The following is a 19,259-nucleotide window of genomic DNA, read 5'->3' on the forward strand; positions in this document are numbered from 1 at the left end:
CCTCTCGCGTGTCGTCCGCGGCCGGGATCAGCCGCTGAACTCCTCCTGGCTGCGGTGCGCCTGCTCCAGCAGCTCCTGGACGCCGGCCAGCTCCGACTCCAGCTTCGCCGCCTTGGAGGCGTTGCCGGCCGCGCGGGCCTTGTCCAGGTCGGCGCGCAGCTTGTCCGCCTTGGCCTGGAACAGCCCGACCATGCCGGCCGCGCGGGCCTTGGCCTCCGGGTTGGAGCGCTTCCACTCGGCGTCCTCGGCCTCGCGGATGGCCCGCTCGACCGCGTTCAGCCGGCCGTCCAGCTTCGGGCGGACGTCGCGCGGAACGTGGCCGATCGCCTCCCAGCGCTCGTTCACCTCGCGCAGCGCCGCCTTGGCCGCCTTCAGGTCGGTGATCGGCAGGATCGCCTCGGCCTCGGTCGCCAGCACCTCCTTGAGCTTCTGGTTGGCGACCTGCTCGGCGTCACGCTCGCTGAACACCGCGGAGCGCGCCTGGAAGAAGACGTCCTGGGCGCCGCGGAACCGCGCCCACAGCTCGTCCTCGATGTCGCGCTGGGCGCGGCCGGCGGCCTTCCAGCGCGCCATCAGGTCGCGGTAGCGGGCCGCGGTGTCGCCCCACTCGGTCGACGAGGAGAGCGCCTCGGCCTCGGAGACCAGCTGCTCCTTGGTGAGCCGGGCCTGCTCGCGCTCGGCGTCCAGCGCCGCGAAGTGCGACTTGCGGTGCTTGGAGAAGACCGAGCGGGCGTGCGAGAAGCGGTGCCACAGCTCGTCGTCGCTCTTGCGGTCCAGGCGGGGCAGGCCCTTCCAGGTGTCCACCAGGGCGCGCAGCCGGTCGCCGGCCTCCCGCCACTGGGTGGACTCGGCGAGCTGCTCGGCCTCGGCGACCAGCGCCTCCTTGGCGGCGCGGGTCTCGTCCTGGGCCTTGGCCCGGGCGGCCTTGCGCTCCTCGCGACGGCTCTCGATCTCGCCGGCGAGCGCGTCCAGCCGCTGGGCCAGCGCCGCCAGGTCGCCCACCGCGTGGCCCTCGGTGACCTGCTCGCGCAGGTGCTCCAGGGCGGCCTGGGCGTCCTTCGCGGCCAGGTCGGTGGTGCGCACCCGCTTCTCCAGCAGGCCGATCTCCACCTCGATGCCCTGGTACTTGCGCTCGAAGTAGGCGAGCGCCTCCTCGGGCGAGCCGGCCTGCCAGGAACCCACGACGCGTTCGCCGTCGGCCGTCCTGACGTAGACCGTGCCCTGCTCGTCCACACGGCCCCACGGGTCGCTGCTCATAGCGCGTCCTCCACATGACGTCGCGCCCGCGCCGGGGCGGTACGCGTCCGTCGTCCACAGTTGATGTGCGGCGGACCGATGAGTCCGCCGTCCCCGTCCGCCGTGTCTTGCTGCCGAGGGTGACGGCCGGCGGGTCTGGGCACCCTACACAACGCCAACATAGGCGACCAGGACCGGTGCTGTCCGCATCCGGGCCGGGCGATTTCGGGCCGGGCCGCCCCGGAGCGCCGCGGTGGCGCGTCAGGGCGGCCCCGGAGCGGGTCAACCCTTGGCGGCGGTCACCGAGTTGAGGGTGACGTCGGCCATCGGGTGGCCGTCCGTTCCGCCCTCCAGGGTGCCCGCGGCGGCGATCTTCTGGACCACGTCCAGGCCGCCGGTGATCTTGCCGAACGGGGTGTAGTTCGGCGGCAGCTCGGTGTCCTTGTAGACCAGGAAGAACTGGCTGCCGTTGGTGCCCGGGCCGGCGTTGGCCATCGCCACGGTGCCGGCCGGGTAGGTGGCGCCGGTCAGGTTCTCGTCGGCGAACTTGTAGCCGGGGCCGCCGGTGCCGCCCGGGGCGGTGGCGCTGGCGGTCGGGTCGCCGCACTGCAGCACGAAGATGCCGTCGGTGGTGAGCCGGTGGCACTTGGTGTGGTCGAAGTACTGCTCGCCGGCCAGGAAGGCGAAGGAGTTCACCGTGTGCGGCGCCTTGGCGGCGTCCAGCGACAGCGTCACCTTGCCGCAGTTGGTGTCCATCGTCACGGCGTAGGTGGCCTTGGCGTCCACGGTCATCGCCGGCTCGGCCTGCCACTGCTTGCCGTTCGGGGTGCCGGGGGCGGCCTCGCCGCAGCCCTCGACCGGCTTGCGGGTCGGCACGCTGGGCTCGGTGGGGGTCGGCGCGGCCTGCGCGGTGGTGCTGTCCTTCTTGTCGTCCGAGTCGAACACACCGGTCGCGAAGAGGGTGCCGCCACCGGCCAGCACGACCACGGCGAGTGCGGCGCCGAGGATCGTGTTGCGCCGCTTGCGGGCGGCCGCCGCGGCGACCCGGCGTTCCATCTGGCGCTCGTACTTCTCCCGGGCGAGCTGCCGCCGTCGCTGTTCGCTGCTGACCACCGGCTCTGTCTCCTACGGATGTGCTGATCGCGGATGTGGGGGCTTCGTCTGTGTGCGACGCCGATGCGGATCATCGCACCCATCGGCGGCCAAGTGTAGGGACCGCGACCGTAAGAACGGGGTGAACCGTTCTGCTCGAAGTGAACCTGTCACGCCCATCTGGTTCGCAACCGGACCCGCACCGCCGGTAGGCTGCCCCTACATCACAGTTCGTAGCCGCAGCCGAGGCCGCCAAGCCGACCGACGCCGAGGACCCGAAGACCGACACCGAAGGACGCGCGTGTTCATCGCCGGATTCCCCGCTGGAGCCTGGGGCACCAACTGCTACCTGGTCGCGCCGGCGGCGGGCGAGGAGTGCGTCATCGTCGACCCGGGCCACCAGGCCGCCGCCGGCGTCGAGGAACTGGTCCGCGAGCACCGGCTCAAGCCGGTCGCCGTGCTGCTCACCCACGGCCACATCGACCACGTCGCCTCCGTGGTCCCGGTCTGCGGCGCCAAGGGCGTCCCGGCCTGGATCCACCCCGAGGACCGGTACATGATGAGCGACCCGGAGAGGGCGCTCGGCCGCTCCCTGGGCACCCAGCTGATGGGCGAGCTGACCGTCGGCGAGCCCGACGACGTGCGCGAGCTCACCGACGGCAGCGTGCTGGAACTGGCCGGCCTGTCCCTCACCGTCGACCACGCCCCCGGCCATACCGGGGGGTCGGTGACGTTCCGGACGCCCGGCGCCGAGGACCTCCCCCCGGTGCTCTTCTCGGGCGACCTGCTCTTCGCCGGCTCCATAGGGCGAACCGACCTCCCGGGCGGGGACGGCGCGGCGATCATGCGCTCGCTGGCCCGGGTGTGCCTGCCCCTCGACGACGCCACCGTGGTCCTCTCCGGCCACGGCGGACAGACCACCATCGGCCGCGAGCGCGCCACCAACCCCTACCTCAGGCAGGCAGCGGGGGCGGCCGGCGCCCCGGCCTTCCCGCGACGAGGAATGTGACGGAAGAGAAGTTGAGCACCTTCACCGCCCCCAAGGGCACCTACGACCTGCTGCCGCCCAGCTCGGCGACCTTCCTGGCGGTCCGCGAGGCGATCGCCGCACCGGCCCGCCGGGCCGGCTACGGCTACATCGAGACCCCGGTCTTCGAGGACGTCAAGCTGTTCTCCCGCGGCGTCGGCGAGTCGACCGACATCGTCACCAAGGAGATGTACACCCTCACCACCAAGGGCGGCGACGAGCTCGCGCTGCGCCCCGAGGGCACCGCCTCCGTGCTGCGCGCCGCCCTCCAGGCCAACCTGCACAAGCAGGGCAACCTGCCGGTCAAGCTCTGGTACTCCGGCTCCTACTACCGCTACGAGCGCGCCCAGAAGGGCCGCTACCGCCAGTTCTCGCAGGTCGGCGCGGAGGCGATCGGCGCCGAGGACCCGGCGCTGGACGCCGAGCTGATCATCCTGGCCGACGACGCCTTCCGCACGCTCGGCCTGAGCGACTACCGCCTGCTGCTCAACAGCCTCGGCGACAAGCAGTGCCGCCCGGTCTACCGCGCCGCCCTGGTCGAGTTCCTGGCCGGCCTCGACCTCGACGAGGACACCCGTCGGCGCGCCGGGATCAACCCGCTGCGGGTGCTCGACGACAAGCGCGAGTCGGTGCAGGCCCAGCTCGGCGGCGCCCCGAAGCTGCGCGACTACCTCTGCGAGGACTGCAAGGCCTACGACGAGAAGGTCCGCGAGCTGCTCACCGCCAACGGCGTCGCCTTCGTCGACGACCCCAAGCTGGTCCGCGGCCTCGACTACTACACCCGCACCACCTTCGAGTTCGTGCACAACGGCCTCGGCGCCCAGTCCGCGATCGGCGGCGGCGGCCGCTACGACGGCCTGTCCGAGATGATCGGCGGCCCGGCGCTGCCCTCGGTCGGCTGGGCGCTCGGCGTGGACCGCACCTACCTGGCCCTGGAGGCCGAGGGCGTCGCCCTCGACCTGCCGGCCGCCACCTCCGTCTACGCCGTCGCGCTCGGCGAGGAGGCCAAGAACGTCCTGTTCGCCAAGGTGATCGAGCTGCGCCGGGCCGGCGTCGCCACCGACCTCGCCTTCGGCGTCAAGAGCATCAAGAACGCCATGAAGTCCGCCGACCGTTCCGGCGCCCGCTTCGCCCTCGTCGCCGGGGACCGCGACCTCGCCGAGGGCGTCGTCCAGCTCAAGGACCTCACCACCGGCGAGCAGAACCCCGTCGCCCTCGACGCACTCGTCACCACCCTGAAGGAGAAGCAGCTGTGATCCGCACGCACGACGCGGGCACGCTCCGCCCGGAGCACGCAGGCACCACCGTCACCCTGGCCGGCTGGGTCGCCCGCCGCCGCGACCACGGCGGCGTGGCCTTCATCGACCTGCGCGACGCCTCCGGCACCGTGCAGATCGTGGTCCGCGACCTCGACTCGGTGCACGGCCTTCGCGCCGAGTACTGCGTCAAGGTGGTCGGCGACGTCCGCGTGCGGCCCGAGGGCAACGAGAACCCGGACATCCCGACCGGCGCCGTCGAGGTCGTGGTCAGCGCGATCGAGGTACTCTCCGAGGCCGCGCCGCTGCCCTTCCCGGTCGCCGAGTACGAGCCCGGCACGGTCAACGAGGAGGTGCGCCTGCGCTACCGCTACCTCGACCTGCGCCGTGAGGGCCCCGCCAAGGGCCTGCGCCTTCGCTCCAAGGTCAACAACATCATCCGCCGGGTGATGGAGGAGAACGACTACCTCGACATCGAGACGCCGTACCTCACCCGCTCCACCCCCGAGGGCGCCCGCGACTTCCTCGTCCCGGTCCGCCTCCAGCCCGGCCACTGGTACGCCCTGCCGCAGTCGCCCCAGCTGTTCAAGCAGCTGCTGATGGTGGCCGGCATGGAGCGCTACTACCAGATCGCCCGCTGCTTCCGCGACGAGGACTTCCGCGCCGACCGCCAGCCGGAGTTCACCCAGCTGGACATCGAGGCCTCCTTCGTCGACCAGGAGGACATCCTGGCCCTCGGCGAGCGGATCATCGGCGCCGTCTGGCGCGAGGTCCACGGCTACGAGATCCCCAACCCGCTGCCGCGGATGACCTACGCCGACGCCATGGGCCGCTACGGCTCGGACAAGCCGGACGTCCGCTTCGGCCAGGAGCTCACCGACCTCACCGCGTACTTCAAGGGCACCGACTTCCGGGTCTTCCAGGCCCCGTACGTCGGCGCCGTGGTCATGCCGGGCGGCGCCTCGCAGCCGCGCAAGCAGCTCGACGCCTGGCAGGACTGGGCCAAGGCGCGCGGCGCCCGCGGCCTCGCCTACGTGCTCATCGACGCCGAGACCGGCGAGCTGCGCGGCCCCGTCGCCAAGAACCTCTCCGAGGAGCACCTGGCCGGCCTGGCCGCCGCCGCCGGCGCCAAGAACGGCGACGCGATCTTCTTCGCGGCCGGCAAGGAGCGCGCCTCCCAGGAGCTGCTCGGCGCCGCCCGCCTGGAGATCGGCCGCCGCTGCGAGCTGATCGACGAGTCCCAGTGGGCCTTCCTGTGGGTCGTCGACTTCCCGATGTTCGAGCCGATCGAGGACGACAAGGGCGGGTTCCAGGGCTGGCACGCGGTGCACCACCCCTTCACCGCCCCCACCGCGGAGTCGCTGGCCACCTTCGACACCGACCCGGGCACCGCCCTGTCCAACGCCTACGACCTGGTGCTCAACGGCTCCGAGCTGGGCGGCGGTTCGATCCGTATCCACCAGCGGGACGTGCAGAAGCGGGCGTTCGACGCGATCGGCCTGTCCGAGGAGGAGGCCGCCTCGCAGTTCGGCTTCCTGCTGGACGCCTTCAACTACGGCCCGCCGCCGCACGGCGGCGTCGCCTTCGGCCTGGACCGGATCGTCACCCTGCTCGGCGGGTACGACACCATCCGGGACGTCATCGCCTTCCCGAAGACGTCCACCGGCGGCGACCCGCTGACCGGCGCCCCCACCCCGATCACCCCGGCGCAGCGGCGCGAGGCCGGCGTCGACGCCCAGCCGAAGGTCCGCGAGGACGGCAAGTCCGAGGGTCAGCCGAAGGCCTGACACCCCGTCGGCCGACATCGGCTAACCTTTCACGGCCCCGGGCGGCATTTCCGCTGCCCGGGGCCGGTCCACAACGGTGTGCGACAGAGAGAGGGTCCCCCTGTGAAGGTCAGTACCAGGATCGAGTGTCCCGAGGACGCCCCCGCCACCAGACGTGTCCACATGGCCGCCTTCCCCGGCCCCGACGAGGCCGACCTGGTCGACGCGCTGCGCCGCGACCCGGCCTGGCTGCCGGACCTGTCGCTGGTGGCGGTCGACGACTCCGGGCTGGTGGTCGGCCACGCGCTGCTCACCCGGCTACGGGTCGGCGAGGGCAAGGGGCTGGCGCTCGCGCCGGTCGCGGTCGCCCCCGAGTGGCAGCGCAAAGGCGTCGGCGAGCTGGTGGTCAGGGCCGCGCTGACGGCCGCCGAGGGCGCCGGCGAGAAGCTGGTCGTCGTGCTCGGCGATCCCGACTACTACGGCCGCTTCGGCTTCATCCCCGCCCAGCGGCACGAGGTCAGCGGCCCGTTCGAGGTGCCCGACGGGTACCTCCAGGCACTCGCGCTGCCCGCGTACGACGGCTCCCCGCGGGGCCTGTGCCACTACCCCGAGCCGTTCGAGGCGGTCTAGCCCCGCCAGTCCGTCCAAGCCCGCCAGTCCGCCCGAGCCCGTCAGATCGACGGTGCCGTCCGGGCCGGCCGGGCCGACTTCCCGCCGAGGCCTATCGTGGCGCGGCAGCTGCGCACGAACGCGGTCATGGCGGGCGTCGGCTCCCGGTCCTTCGGCCAGTACAGCCCGACCTGGCTCGGGCTCAACCCTCGCACCGGCCGGTACGCGACATCCTCGCGCGGTGCCAGCCGGCTCATCGTCTCCGGGGCGAAACCGACGCCCTGGCCGCACACCACCGCGGCCAGCCACTCGTCGGTGTTGTGCGCCACCGCGCCGATCCGCACAGGTCGCCCGCCCCGCTCCCGGACCGCCAGCCAGTAGTCGCGCCAGTGCCCGGCCTCGTGCGGGATCGCCACGAAGGGCTCGTCGAGCAGCTCCTCGAAGTCGATCACCGCACGGGCGGCCAGCCGGTGCCCGGCCGGCAGCGCCGCGCAGCGCGCCTCCTCGCCCAGCACGGCCACGCTGTACCGCTCGGAGATCGACGGCGGCGCGTGCCAGAGCGTCAGGTCTATCTCCCCGGCGGCCAGGCCCGAGGTGGGGTCGAACCAGTTGTTCTGCCGCAACTCCACCTGCCAGCCCGGCATCCGGCGGGTGAAGTCCGCCACCGTGCGCCGGGTCATCAGGTTGATGATGCCGCCCTCGAACCCCACCCGCAGCGTCGAGCCCTGGTCCGCCGCGGCCGCCCGGGTGGCGCGCAGCGCCTCCTCCCAGTCGGACAGCAGCGGCCCGGCGTGCGCGGCCAGCGCCCAGCCGGCCCGGGTGGGGGCCATGCCGCGCCGCGACCGTTCGAACAGCTCCACCCCGAGCAGGCTCTCCAGCTGGCGGATCTGCTTGGTCAGCGTCGGCTGGGAGACGAACAGCCGGGCCGCCGCCGCGGTCAGCTGGCCCTCCTCGCAGACCGCGGCGAAGCTGCGCAGCAGCCGGGTGTCGACATCCATGCCCCAAGGTTATGGAACCGGAAATTGGACCCGTTCGGCAGGTCTGGGTCATGGTTGATCGTTCGGTCTTCGGACCGGCCGACGGGGGAGCCGGGCAGCGGCGGTTCAGGGGGCCGCCGCTGTCCGGCCGGAACCCCCCGGACCTGCGGGAATCCGTGCCAGGACGTACGGTGAAGGGTCATCAGCACCCCACCGAACGGAGGCACCCAGGTGGCAGCGAAGGCCCAGCGCGGGCGGAACGCGGCGGACCGGCTTAGCGGCCCGGGCGAGCGCCTGGCGAAGAAGCCCTACGAGCAGGAACTGCTGCGGCTCCAGCAGGAGCTGGTGAAGCTCCAGGAATGGGTGCGCGCCGAGGGCGCCCGGCTGGTGGTGGTCTTCGAGGGACGCGACGCGGCCGGCAAGGGCGGCGCGATCAAGCGGGTGACGGAGTTTCTGAACCCGCGCATCGCCCGGGTCGCCGCCCTGCCCGCACCCACCGAGCGGCAGCGCACCCAGTGGTACTTCCAGCGCTACGTCGAGCACCTCCCGGCCGCCGGGGAGATCGTGCTGTTCGACCGCAGCTGGTACAACCGCGCCGGGGTGGAGAAGGTGATGGGCTTCTGCACCGAGGAGGAGTACTGGCAGTTCCTGCAGCAGTGCCCGACCTTCGAGCGGATGCTCACCGAGTCCGGCGTGCTGCTGCGCAAGTACTGGTTCTCGGTCAGCGACACCGAGCAGCAGCGGCGCTTCCAGGACCGGCTGGCGGACCCGATGAAGCGCTGGAAGCTCTCGCCGATGGACGTCGAGTCGATCACCCGCTGGGAGGACTACTCGCGTGCCAAGGACGAGATGTTCCTGCACACCGACACCCCCGAGTCGCCGTGGCACGTGGTGGAGAGCGACGACAAGCGGCGGGCCCGCATCAACATGATCGCCCACCTGCTCTCCACCGTCCCGTACCGCGAGGTGAAGCCGCCGGCGATCGTGCTGCCGGAGCGCCCGGCCTCGCGCGGCTACCGGCGGCCACCGCGGGACCTCCAGCGGTACGTCCCGGACCACGCGGCCGGCCTCGGCGCGTAGCGGCCCGCCCCGGGGCCGTGCCGGGCCTCCTCCGAACGGCCGTGCGGCGTTGCCGCCACCGCCGCCCGGCCGTCCGATGGAGGTGCTCGGGACGGCCCCGGCGCCCCGGGGCGTCAGGACGAGGTCAGGAGACCGCCCATGTTCGTTCGCACCGGCTACTTCACCGGCGATCCCGCGCTGATCGACCGGGCGCTCGACGGCCTGACCGCCGAGGCGGTCGGCCTGCTGTCGGCGCGGCCCGGCTACGTGGGCTACGGGCTGTTCGCGAACCGGGGGCTCGGCATCATCACGATGGGCTCGTGGTGGGCGACCCGGCAGGACGAGCGGGACAGCGCCGAGCACCTGCGCCGGCGGCGCGACGAGCTGCTGGCCCCGTTCGCCGGGACGGCGGCCGTCGACGTCTGGGAGGCCGCCGAGGTCGCCCAGGCGGCGGCGGTCGCACCGGGATCGTGGTTCCGGACGGTGCGGTTCGACTTCGCGGGGGCGGACGCCGAGCGGATCGCCGCCCGCTTCCGCGAGGACGGCCTGCCGGCCCAGCGGCGGCTCGACGGCTGCCTCGGCGGCTCGATGCTGCTGAACGCCGAGGACGAGCGCGGCTCGGTGGGGATCCTGTTCGCCGACCGGGCCGCCCTGGACGCCTCCCGCGGCCCCGCCGCGGAGATCCGCGCCCGCGGGGTCTCGGCCGGCGGGCTGACCCTGCGCTCGCTGGAGGAGTTCGAGACGGTACTGCTGGACGTCCGCGAGTCGTAGGCCTGTCGGCGGGCTCGCATAGGCTTCCGGTGTGGACGAACCGGACCTCTTCACCGCCGCCGCCGAGGAACGCCAGAGCAAGGAGCCCGGCCGGGCGCCGCTCGCCGTGCGGATGCGCCCGCGCACCCTCGACGAGGTGGCCGGCCAGCGGCAGCTGCTCAAGGACGGCTCGCCGCTGCGCCGGCTGGTCGCGGGCGCGCGCGGCCCGGCGGCGACCAGCTCGGTGATCCTCTGGGGCCCGCCCGGCACGGGCAAGACCACGCTGGCGCACGTCATCAGCCAGGCGGTGGAGGGCCGGTTCGTCGAACTGTCCGCGATCACCGCCGGGGTGAAGGAGGTCCGCGCGGTCATCGACGGCGCCCGCCGCGCGGTCGGCATGACCGGCCGGGAGACGGTGCTCTTCCTCGACGAGATCCACCGCTTCTCCAAGGCCCAGCAGGACTCCCTGCTGCCCGCCGTGGAGAACCGCTGGGTCACCCTGATCGCCGCGACCACCGAGAACCCGTACTTCTCGGTGATCTCCCCGCTGCTGTCCCGCTCGCTGCTGCTCACCCTGGAGTCGCTGACCGACGACGACATCCGGGCGCTGCTGCGCCGCGCGGTCGTCGACGAGCGCGGCCTGGAGGGCGCGGTCGAGCTGAGCGCCGAGGCCGAGGACCACCTGGTGCGGCTGGCCGGCGGCGACGCCCGCAAGGCGCTCACCACGCTGGAGGCGGCGGCCGGCGCGGCGCTGGAGAAGGGCGAGGCGACCATCACGCTGGCCACCACCGAGACCGCCGTCAACCACGCGGCGGTCCGCTACGACCGGGACGGCGACCAGCACTACGACGTGGCCAGCGCGCTGATCAAGTCGATCCGGGGCAGCGACGTGGACGCGACCCTGCACTACCTGGCCCGGATGATCGAGGCGGGGGAGGATCCGCGGTTCATCGCCCGGCGGCTGATGATCTCGGCCAGCGAGGACGTCGGCCTGGCCGATCCGACGGCCCTGCAGACGGCGGTGGCGGCGGCCCAGGCGGTGGCGCTGATCGGCTTCCCGGAGGCGCGGATCATCCTCTCCCAGGCGGCCGTCGCGCTCGCCCTGGCGCCCAAGTCCAACGCGGCCTACCTGGCGATCGACGCGGCGCTCGCGGACGTCCGGCAGGGGCTGGCCGGGCCGGTGCCGCCCCACCTGCGGGACGCGCACTACGGCGGCGCGGGCAAGCTGGGGCACGGCAAGGGGTACCGCTACCCGCACGACCTTCCGGAGGGCATCGCGGCCCAGCAGTACGCGCCGGACGCGGTGCACGGCAAGGTGTACTACCAGCCGACCCGCCACGGCGGCGAGGCCCGCTACGCGGACGCGGTGGAGTGGACGAGGGCGCGCCTGCGGGGGGAGCCGAAACGGGAGCCGAAGGGCGGCGGGAAGCCCGGGTCAAAGCCCGAGTGATCTGCCGGTATACTCGTGCGGAGTGCCGTGTCCCGGGACGGCGACGGGGGAGACCCCGACCGACCGGCCACACCAGCGGGGAAACGGTGAAGGCCCCTTCGCGGGGCCCAGGAGCGTCGTGCACCGTCTCGGTGTCGCGGGTGACCCGGTTTCCGGTTCGATCCGTGTGACAAGCACATCTCGTGCCCGGCTCCGGAGAGCGGCTGATCGCACTGCCCCCGGGCGGTGGGGTTTTCTCCGGGCCGCGACATGCGACCTCCGTCAACACCTGGTGAAGCCGTATTCGTGAGCAAGGAAGGTTTGGTTCATGGCGAACCAGAAGCGCCCCAAGGTCAAGATCGCGCGTGCGCTCGGCGTGCCGCTGACCCCGAAGTCCGTCAAGTACTTCGAGGCCCGCCCGTACCCGCCCGGCCAGCACGGCCGTGGTCGCAAGCAGAACTCGGACTACAAGGTCCGTCTGGTCGAGAAGCAGCGTCTGCGCGCTCAGTACGACCTGAGCGAGAAGCAGATGGCGCGCGCGTTCGACCGCGCGAAGAAGGCCGAGGGCAAGACCGGTGAGGCGCTCGTCGCCGAGCTGGAGACCCGCCTCGACGCCCTGGTCCTGCGTTCGGGCATCGCCCGCACCATCTACCAGGCCCGTCAGATGGTCGTCCACGGCCACATCGAGGTCAACGGCGGCAAGGTCAACAAGCCGTCGTACCAGATGAAGCCGGGCTACGTGGTCACCGTCCGCGAGCGCAGCAAGGAGAAGGTCCCGTTCCAGGTCGCCCGTGAGGGTGGCAACGCGGGCGAGGGCCAGACCCCGAAGTACCTCGAGGTCAACCTGAAGGCCCTGGCCTTCCGCCTGGACCGCGCGCCGCAGCGCAAGGAGGTCCCGGTGATCTGCGACGAGCAGCTCGTCGTCGAGTACTACTCGCGCTGACCCGCGAGCGGTATCACCTGCGGTACCCAGCGAGCCCCCGTCGCCCTCGTGGCGGCGGGGGCTCGCCCCTTTTCCCGGCTCCGGGGGAGCGGGGTCAGTACGACTCGCCGGTCATCGCGGAGGCGAGCCGCAGGTGCGGGCGGGCCTCCTCGGCGCGGCCCTGGCGCTCCAGGGTGCGGCCGAGCATCAGGCGGGCGTAGTCCTCGGTCGGGTCGGCGTCCAGCACGCGGCGCAGCTCGGCCTCGGCCTTGCGCAGCTGGGCGGAGTGGAAGTAGCTGCGGGCCAGCAGCAGCCGGACCGACAGGTTGGCCGGCTCCTCGGCGAGCACGCCTTCGAGCATCCGGGCGGCGTCGGTGTACGCCTTGGACTCGAAGTAGAAGTTCGCCATGCGGTACTCGTCGGCGATGTTGGCCACGGTGGGCTCCTTCCGTACGGTGGTTCCGCCCGCTCCAGCAATGGACAAGATTCAACTATTCCCGCCCTGCCCGGTGCTCCTCAGCGCCCCACGGGGGAGGGCCGGGGCGCCGGCGGCAGCGGCCCGGGGCCGGGCCGCGGGCCCGGGCCCTCCGGGCGGCCGTCGCCGCCCAGCGCCCGGTGCACGGCGGCGTCCAGGCCGAGCCGGGTGCCGGTGGCGAAGAAGTCGGTGAACTCCTGCTCGGTCAGCCCGGCGACGGCGCGCTCCTCGCAGGCCCGGTGCGGGCCGTTGAAGGTGCGGGAGCCGAAGAACGGCTTGCCGACCGCGCGCCAGATCCGGTGCGCGGCGCCCTGCAGCACCCGGGCCTCGCGCAGGTCGCCCGGCTGCCCGGGGCCGGCCGGCTCGGTCTCCAGTAGCGCCAGCAGGTCGATCGCCAGCACGATCCCCAGCAGGTCGTTGAAGAGGTGGTTGAGCCGCACGCTCTCCCGGGCCAGCGTCCGGGCCGGGCGGATCTCGCCGTCCAGCCAGTGCGAGTACGCCAGCGCGTAGAGCCCGTACGCGTACGCCCACTGCTCGCCGTGCTCCTCGCACAGCTCGCGGACCTGGCCGAGCCAGAGCCCGCCGCTCTCCCGGTCGCCCTGGAAGAGGTGGGCGAGGCCGAGTTCGAACATCGCCATCAGCACGTTGCTGTTGAGCTCGCCGATGGTGCGGTAGTGCCAGAGCGCCTCCTCGAACAGCTCGGTGGCGCGGGCCGGATCGTCGCCGATCAGTGCGGCGCAGCCCTGCCGGTGCACGGCGTAGGCCAGCGCCCGGTCGTCGCCGGTGGTGAGCGCCTGGCGGCGGCACTCCTCCAGGGCGGGCCGGGCGGCCGCCAGGTCGCCCTGGAGGGTGGCCGTGTAGCCGGTCACCCAGAGGGCCTTGGCGCGGGCCCCGGTGGGTTCGGCGTCGAGCGCCAGTGCCCGCTCCAGCCAGTGCCGGCCCTCGCCGAGGTGGCCGCAGCCGACCCAGTAGAACCAGAGGGTGCCGGCCATCAGCAGGGCGGTCTGCTCCTCGCCGGGCTCGGCCAGGCTGAACTCCAGGGCGGCCCGCAGATCGGCGTGCGCCAGCGCGGTGCGTCCGGCGGTCTCCGCCTGGCGGGGGCCGAACCACTCGACCTCGCCCCAGGTGGCCACGCCCAGGTACCAGTCCCGGTGCCGGCGCAGCAGCCGGTGCTCCTCGCCGCCCGCCCGCAGCCACTGCAGCCCGTACTCGCGGACGGTGTCCAGCAGGCGGAACCGCACGCCGTAGGGGCTCTCCTCCCCGTCCCGGCGGCCGGGAGGCGCCCCCACGCGCAGGACGACGGACTTGGCGACGAGTTCGCCGAGGTGGTCGGGCAGTTCGTCCGGGTCGACGCCTTCGCCGGTGCAGACGTACTCGGCCGCGTCCAGGTCGAAGTCGCCGACGAAGACCGCGAGGCGGGCCCAGAGTAAACGTTCCTGCATTGTGCAGAGCTCATGGCTCCAGCCGATGGCGGTGCGCAGCGTCCGGTGGCGCGGCAGGGCCGCCGGGTCGCCGCCGGTCAGCAGCCGGAACCGGTCGTCCAGCCGGGCGTCGATCTGCTCCACCGACAGTGCCCGCAGCCGCCCGGCGGCCAGCTCCAAGGCCAGCGGGATGCCGTCCAGCCGGTGGCACAGCCGGGCGATCGCCCCGGCGTTCGCGGCGGTGATCCCGAAGGACGGCAGCACCGCCCGGGCCCGGTCGGCGAACAGTTCCACCGCGTCCGGCAGCACGGCGGCCGGGCCCTCGGGCTCCACGGGCCCGGCCGGCAGCGGGGCCAGGGTCAGCAGGCGCTCGCCGGCCGTGCGCAGCGCCACCCGGCTGGTGGCCAGCACCCGCAGCCCGGGCACGGCCCGCAGCAGCGCCGCGGCCAGCTCGGCGCAGGCCTGCGCCAGGTGCTCGCAGCCGTCCAGCACCAGCAGCAGCCGACGTCCGGCCAGCTGCTCGGCCAGCACCTCCAGCGGGGCCCGCGCGGTGCCGTCGGTCAGCCGCAGCGCCTCCAGCACGGCGTGCCCGAGCAGCCGCCCGTCCCGTACCGGCGCCAGCTCGACCAGCCAGCCGCCGTCCGGGAACGCCCCCGCGGCCCGGGCCGCCGCCCGCAGCGCCAGCCGGCTCTTGCCGACCCCGCCGGGGCCGGTGACCGTCACCAGCCGGTGCCCGGCCAGCAGCAGGGCCAGTTCGGTCAGCTCCCGCCGCCGGCCGACGAAGCTGGTGACCTCCGCCGGGAGCCGCCCCGGCACCGGCCGGTCCGGCCGTGGTGTCGATTCCCCGTCCAAGCCCTGCTCCCCGATTCGAGGCCCGGGCCAGGCCGGCCCGGGCGTCCGTCCGTCTGGGCCGCGCGGGTGGCGGCCTGCCTGGCAGAACGAGGTGACCGGCGGGTAGGTTACGCGCGCGGATCGCACACCCGGTCGGATCGCCGCGCGGCCCGCGCGGGAAACCCGGTCCGGAAAGTCCGTGTGGTCGCGATAGGGTTCCCTAGGGCGTGCATGCCCTGAGGGAACGCAAGGCGAGGGAGCGCGCAAAGGTGTCCGTGGGAGAGCTGGCCGGCCTGCTCGTCGCCGTGTTCTGGGCGGTCCTGGTCACCCTGCTCGCCGTCGTGCTGGTCCGGCTGTCGCGGGTGCTCAAGGAGGCAACCGTCCTGGTCTCCGCCGTCACCGAGCAGGCCGTCCCGCTGCTGACCGACGCCGGCGCCGCCGTGCGCAGCGCCAACGAGCAGCTGGAGCGGGTGGACGAGATCACCGCCAACGTGCAGGACGCGGCGGCCAACGCCAACGCGCTCTCCTCCACCGTCGCGGCCACCCTGGGCGGACCGCTGGTCAAGGTCGCGGCGTTCAGCTACGGCGTGCGCAAGGCCGTCGCCAAGCAGCAGGGCGGCGTGTCGCTGCCGGCCCAGCCCGCCGAGCGCGAGGAGCTGGCCCGGCTGATCAGGGCCGAGGTGCGGGCCGCGACCGCGCCCAAGAGCGGTCTGCTCTCCCGGGTCCGGCGCGCGGTGAGGGGCTGACGGCATGGTGCGACGCATCTTCTGGATGGCGGTCGGCGCCGGCGCCACCGTCTGGGCCATGAACAAGGCCAACGAGGCCGTGCACCGGCTCACCCCGGACAGCCTCTCCGGCACCGCCGCCCGCGGCGCCCTCCACCTGGGCGACCTGGCCAAGCAGTTCGCCCAGGACGTGCGGGCCGGGATGGACGAGCGCGAGGAGCAGCTGCGCGAGGACCTCGGACTGGACGGCACCGCCGTCGTCGAGCCGCGCCGCCGCGGGGTCGTGCGCGGCGAGCCCCGGTACCGAGCTATCTCGGCGGCGCCCGGGAGCCCGGCCGCCGCCCTGCCTCCGTCCAGCAGTGCCCGCGCATCGTCGCCCGACGATGCCCGCACCACCCCCCAAGCCATCGAGAAAACGCCCCGGCGCGCGCTTCCGCCGCGGGGCGGCACCAACCGGAAGGACCACTAATGGAGTCGGCAGAGATCCGCCGCCGCTGGCTGCGCTTCTTCGAGGAGCGCGGCCACACCGTCGTTCCGTCGGCGTCCCTGGTCGCCGACGACCCCACCCTGCTGCTCGTCAACGCCGGCATGGTCCCGTTCAAGCCGTACTTCCTGGGCGAGGTCAAGCCGCAGTTCTCGCGCGCCACCAGCGTCCAGAAGTGCGTGCGCACCCTGGACATCGAGGAGGTCGGGAAGACCACCCGGCACGGCTCCTTCTTCCAGATGTGCGGCAACTTCTCCTTCGGCGACTACTTCAAGGAAGGAGCCATCAAGTTCGCGTGGGAGCTGCTCACCACGCCCGTCGCGGACGGTGGCTACGGCCTGGAGAAGGAGAAGCTCTGGATCACCGTCTACCAGGACGACGACGAGGCCGAGCTGATCTGGCGCGAGGTCATCGGCGTGCCCGCCGAGCGGATCCAGCGCCTCGGCATGAAGGACAACTTCTGGTCGATGGGCGTCCCCGGCCCGTGCGGCCCGTGCTCGGAGATCAACTACGACCGCGGCCCCGCGTACGGCGAGGAGGGCGGCCCGGCCGTCAACGGCGAGCGCTACCTGGAGATCTGGAACCTGGTCTTCATGCAGTACGAGCGCGGGCACGGCGACGGCAAGGACGGTTTCGAGATCCTCGGCGACCTGCCGAGCAAGAACATCGACACCGGCCTCGGCCTGGAGCGCCTGGCCGCCATCCTCCAGGGCGTCGACAACCTCTTCGAGATCGACACCAGCCGGATGATCCTGGACCGGGCCGCCGCGCTGACCGGTCACACCTACGGCGCCGACCACAAGGCCGACGTCTCGCTGCGCGTGGTCACCGACCACATCCGCACCGCGCTGATGCTGATCGGCGACGGCGTCACCCCCGGCAACGAGGGCCGCGGCTACGTGCTGCGCCGCATCCTGCGCCGCGCCATCCGCAACATGCGCCTGCTGGGCGCCACCGGGGTGGTCGCCAAGGACCTCACCGACGTCGCGATCAAGGCGATGGCCCCGCAGTACCCGGAGCTGGAGACCGACCGCAAGCGCATCGAGACGGTCGTCGTCGGCGAGGAGGCGGCCTTCCTGCAGACCCTGAAGGCCGGCACCAACCTGCTGGACGCCGCGGTCACCGAGACCAAGCAGGCCGGTGGCGTGGTGCTCTCCGGCGACCAGGCCTTCAAGCTGCACGACACCTACGGCTTCCCGATCGACCTGACCCTGGAGATGGCCGAGGAGCAGGGCCTCCAGGTCGACGAGGCCGGCTTCCGGCGCCTGATGCAGGAGCAGCGGGACCGCGCCAAGGCGGACGCCAAGGCCAAGAAGACGGGCCACGCCGACGTCGCCGCGTACCGCGAGGTCGCCGACAAGTCCGGCGCCAGCGTCTTCACCGGCTACACCCTCACCGAGGGCGAGGCCACCGTGGTCGGCCTGCTGGTGAACGGCGTCCCGGCGCCGGCCGCCACCGAGGGCGACGAGGTCGAGCTGATCCTCGACCGCACCCCGTTCTACGCCGAGGGCGGCGGCCAGCTCGCCGACCACGGCCGGATCCGGCTGGACTCCGGCGCGGTCGTCGAGATCCGCGACGTGCAGCAGCCCGTCCCGGGCGTGATCGTGCACTCCGGCGGCGTGCTGTTCGGCGAGGTCGTGCTCGGCTCCGCCGCGTACGCCACCATCGACGTGGAGCGCCGCCGGGCGATCGCCCGCGCCCACTCGGCCACCCACCTGACCCACCAGGCGCTGCGCGACGCGCTCGGCCCGACGGCCGCCCAGGCCGGCTCGGAGAACGCCCCGGGCCGCTTCCGCTTCGACTTCGGCTCGCCCGCCGCCGTGCCCGGCAGCGTGCTGACCGACGTCGAGCAGAAGATCAACGACGTGCTGACCCGTGAGCTGGAGGTCACCGCCGAGGTCATGACGATGGACCAGGCCCGCAAGGCCGGCGCCATCGCGATGTTCGGCGAGAAGTACGGCGACGAGGTCCGGGTCGTCACCATCGGCGACTTCTCCAAGGAGCTGTGCGGTGGCACCCACGTCGGCAACACCGCCCAGCTGGGCCTGGTGAAGCTGCTCGGCGAGTCCTCGATCGGCTCCGGCGTGCGCCGTGTGGAGGCCCTGGTCGGCGCCGACGCGTACCGCTTCCTGGCCCGTGAGCACACCGTGGTCGCCCAGCTGACCGAGCTGGTCAAGGGCCGCCCGGAGGAGCTGCCGGAGAAGATCTCCGGCATGCTCGCCAAGCTCAAGGACGCCGAGAAGGAGATCGAGCGCTTCCGCGCCGAGAAGGTGCTCGCGGCCGCCGCGGGCCTGGCCGACTCGGCCGAGGACGTGCACGGCGTCGCGGTGGTGGCCGCCCGGGTCGCCGACGGCACCGGCGCCGACGAGCTGCGCAAGCTGGTCCTGGACGTGCGCGGCCGGCTCGGCTCGCGCCCGGCCGTGGTCGCCGCCTTCACCGTGGCGAACGACCGTCCGCTGACCGTGATCGCCACCAACGAGGACGCCCGCGGCCGTGGCATCAAGGCCGGTGAGCTGGTCCGCACCGCCGCCAAGACCCTCGGCGGCGGCGGTGGCGGCAAGGACGACGTCGCCCAGGGCGGCGGCACCAACCCGGCCGCGATCGACGAGGCCGTCGCCGCGGTGCGCGGCCTGGTCGCGGAGCGCGCCTCCTGATGGGGTCCGCGTTCTGATGGAGTTCGAGGAGAAGCCCTTCCGGCGCGGGCGGCGGATCGCCGTCGACGTCGGGGACGCCCGGATCGGGGTCGCGTCCTGCGACCCCGACGGGGTGCTCGCCACCCCGGTGGAGACCGTTCCGGCCGGTGTGAAGTCGCAGGCCCGGATCGCCGCGATCGTCGAGGAGTACGGCGCGATCGAGGTGATCGTCGGGCTGCCGCGCTCGCTCAGCGGCAAGGAGGGCCCGGCGGCGGAGAAGGTCCGCGGCTACGCGGCCCGGCTGGCCGACCGGCTCTGGCCGGTACCGGTCCGGCTGGTCGACGAACGGATGTCGACGGTCACCGCGACCCACGGGCTGCGCGCCTCGGGGGTCAAGGCCAAGAAGGGCCGCTCGGTGGTCGACCAGGCCGCCGCGGTGGTGATCCTGCAGACCGCCCTTGAGTCCGAACGGGTGAGCGGACGCCCCCCGGGTGAGAGCGTCGGGGCAGCGGGCTGACCTGCCTGTTCTAACGTCCCGAGGAGGGGCCCGTGCGGACGCGTCCGCAC

At 73.1% G+C, this 19,259-nt stretch carries 17 protein-coding genes; 12 read left to right on the forward strand and 5 right to left on the reverse strand.

Annotated elements, in window-relative coordinates; genetic code table 11:
- Positions 1-27 precede the first annotated feature (27 nt).
- Together ACFU74_RS27140 and ACFU74_RS27145 are read right to left on the reverse strand one after the other, a co-directional pair.
- Positions 28-1,257 carry a DUF349 domain-containing protein gene (locus ACFU74_RS27140; protein ID WP_380761289.1) on the reverse strand — a complete coding sequence of 410 codons (1,230 nt, stop codon included), beginning with the start codon at positions 1,255-1,257 and terminating at the stop codon, positions 28-30.
- 261 nt (positions 1,258-1,518) lie between these two features.
- Positions 1,519-2,349 (reverse strand): peptidylprolyl isomerase, encoded by an 831-nt coding sequence (locus tag ACFU74_RS27145; protein ID WP_380761291.1) that lies wholly within the window; start codon positions 2,347-2,349, stop codon positions 1,519-1,521.
- 280 nt (positions 2,350-2,629) lie between these two features.
- Here ACFU74_RS27145 and ACFU74_RS27150 point away from each other — a divergent pair, with 280 nt between their 5' ends.
- The 4 genes from ACFU74_RS27150 (at position 2,630) to ACFU74_RS27165 (ending at position 7,007) form a co-directional block, all read left to right on the forward strand.
- On the forward strand, positions 2,630-3,337 hold the full coding sequence (locus tag ACFU74_RS27150; RefSeq protein WP_380761293.1) for an MBL fold metallo-hydrolase: 708 nt from the start codon (positions 2,630-2,632) through the stop codon (positions 3,335-3,337).
- An 11-nt stretch (positions 3,338-3,348) separates the two neighbouring features.
- Positions 3,349-4,611, forward strand: a complete 1,263-nt coding sequence (gene hisS, locus ACFU74_RS27155; protein WP_380761295.1) for a histidine--tRNA ligase — start codon at positions 3,349-3,351, stop codon at positions 4,609-4,611.
- The gene (aspS, locus tag ACFU74_RS27160; protein ID WP_380761297.1) at positions 4,608-6,398 is read left to right on the forward strand and encodes an aspartate--tRNA ligase; all 1,791 of its coding nucleotides are present in this window, start codon (positions 4,608-4,610) and stop codon (positions 6,396-6,398) included. The genes hisS and aspS overlap by 4 nt, the downstream gene beginning before the upstream one ends.
- A 102-nt stretch (positions 6,399-6,500) precedes the next feature.
- Positions 6,501-7,007: a GNAT family N-acetyltransferase gene (locus ACFU74_RS27165; protein ID WP_380761298.1), complete on the forward strand. Its 507-nt coding sequence runs from the start codon at positions 6,501-6,503 to the stop codon at positions 7,005-7,007.
- A gap of 41 nt (positions 7,008-7,048) precedes the next feature.
- Here ACFU74_RS27165 and ACFU74_RS27170 read toward each other — a convergent pair whose 3' ends face one another.
- The gene (locus ACFU74_RS27170) at positions 7,049-7,984 is read right to left on the reverse strand and encodes a LysR family transcriptional regulator (protein WP_380761299.1); all 936 of its coding nucleotides are present in this window, start codon (positions 7,982-7,984) and stop codon (positions 7,049-7,051) included.
- Positions 7,985-8,257: 273 nt separating this feature from the next.
- On the opposite strand from ACFU74_RS27170, the gene ppk2 reads away from it, so the two are divergent.
- From ppk2 to rpsD, 4 genes are all read left to right on the forward strand, one after another.
- Positions 8,258-9,043, forward strand: a complete 786-nt coding sequence (gene ppk2, locus ACFU74_RS27175) for a polyphosphate kinase 2 (RefSeq protein WP_380761313.1) — start codon at positions 8,258-8,260, stop codon at positions 9,041-9,043.
- Positions 9,044-9,181: 138 nt separating this feature from the next.
- Complete coding sequence (locus tag ACFU74_RS27180) at positions 9,182-9,793, forward strand: hypothetical protein (RefSeq protein ID WP_380761301.1); 612 nt, start codon at positions 9,182-9,184, stop codon at positions 9,791-9,793.
- A gap of 31 nt (positions 9,794-9,824) precedes the next feature.
- Positions 9,825-11,222, forward strand: coding sequence for a replication-associated recombination protein A (locus ACFU74_RS27185; RefSeq protein ID WP_380761302.1), 1,398 nt, complete (start codon positions 9,825-9,827; stop codon positions 11,220-11,222).
- A gap of 307 nt (positions 11,223-11,529) precedes the next feature.
- A complete protein-coding gene (gene rpsD, locus ACFU74_RS27190) occupies positions 11,530-12,144 on the forward strand; it encodes a 30S ribosomal protein S4 (RefSeq protein ID WP_350545081.1) in 615 nt (204 codons plus the stop codon).
- 94 nt (positions 12,145-12,238) lie between these two features.
- Here the strand turns inward: rpsD and ACFU74_RS27195 are convergent, their stop codons facing one another.
- Positions 12,239-12,532 (reverse strand): tetratricopeptide repeat protein, encoded by a 294-nt coding sequence (locus ACFU74_RS27195; RefSeq protein ID WP_380761315.1) that lies wholly within the window; start codon positions 12,530-12,532, stop codon positions 12,239-12,241.
- Between the two features lie 107 nt (positions 12,533-12,639).
- Entirely contained in the window at positions 12,640-14,871 is a 2,232-nt protein-coding gene (locus ACFU74_RS27200; RefSeq protein WP_380761304.1) for an ATP-binding protein, read from the reverse strand.
- Positions 14,872-15,119: 248 nt separating this feature from the next.
- Here ACFU74_RS27200 and ACFU74_RS27205 point away from each other — a divergent pair, with 248 nt between their 5' ends.
- Genes ACFU74_RS27205 through ruvX form a run of 4 tightly spaced genes read left to right on the forward strand, consistent with a single transcriptional unit; the run spans position 15,120 to position 19,209 of the window.
- A complete protein-coding gene (locus ACFU74_RS27205) occupies positions 15,120-15,596 on the forward strand; it encodes a DUF948 domain-containing protein (protein ID WP_380761306.1) in 477 nt (158 codons plus the stop codon).
- A gap of 4 nt (positions 15,597-15,600) precedes the next feature.
- On the forward strand, positions 15,601-16,044 hold the full coding sequence (locus ACFU74_RS27210) for a DUF6167 family protein (protein ID WP_380761308.1): 444 nt from the start codon (positions 15,601-15,603) through the stop codon (positions 16,042-16,044).
- The gene (alaS, locus tag ACFU74_RS27215) at positions 16,044-18,713 is read left to right on the forward strand and encodes an alanine--tRNA ligase (protein WP_380761309.1); all 2,670 of its coding nucleotides are present in this window, start codon (positions 16,044-16,046) and stop codon (positions 18,711-18,713) included. The genes ACFU74_RS27210 and alaS overlap by 1 nt, the downstream gene beginning before the upstream one ends.
- A gap of 16 nt (positions 18,714-18,729) precedes the next feature.
- On the forward strand, positions 18,730-19,209 hold the full coding sequence (ruvX, locus tag ACFU74_RS27220) for a Holliday junction resolvase RuvX (protein ID WP_380761311.1): 480 nt from the start codon (positions 18,730-18,732) through the stop codon (positions 19,207-19,209).
- Positions 19,210-19,259: the final 50 nt, after the last annotated feature.

The organism is Kitasatospora sp. NPDC057500 (genome assembly GCF_042802195.1).
Taxonomy (GTDB): Bacteria; Actinomycetota; Actinomycetes; order Streptomycetales; family Streptomycetaceae; genus Kitasatospora.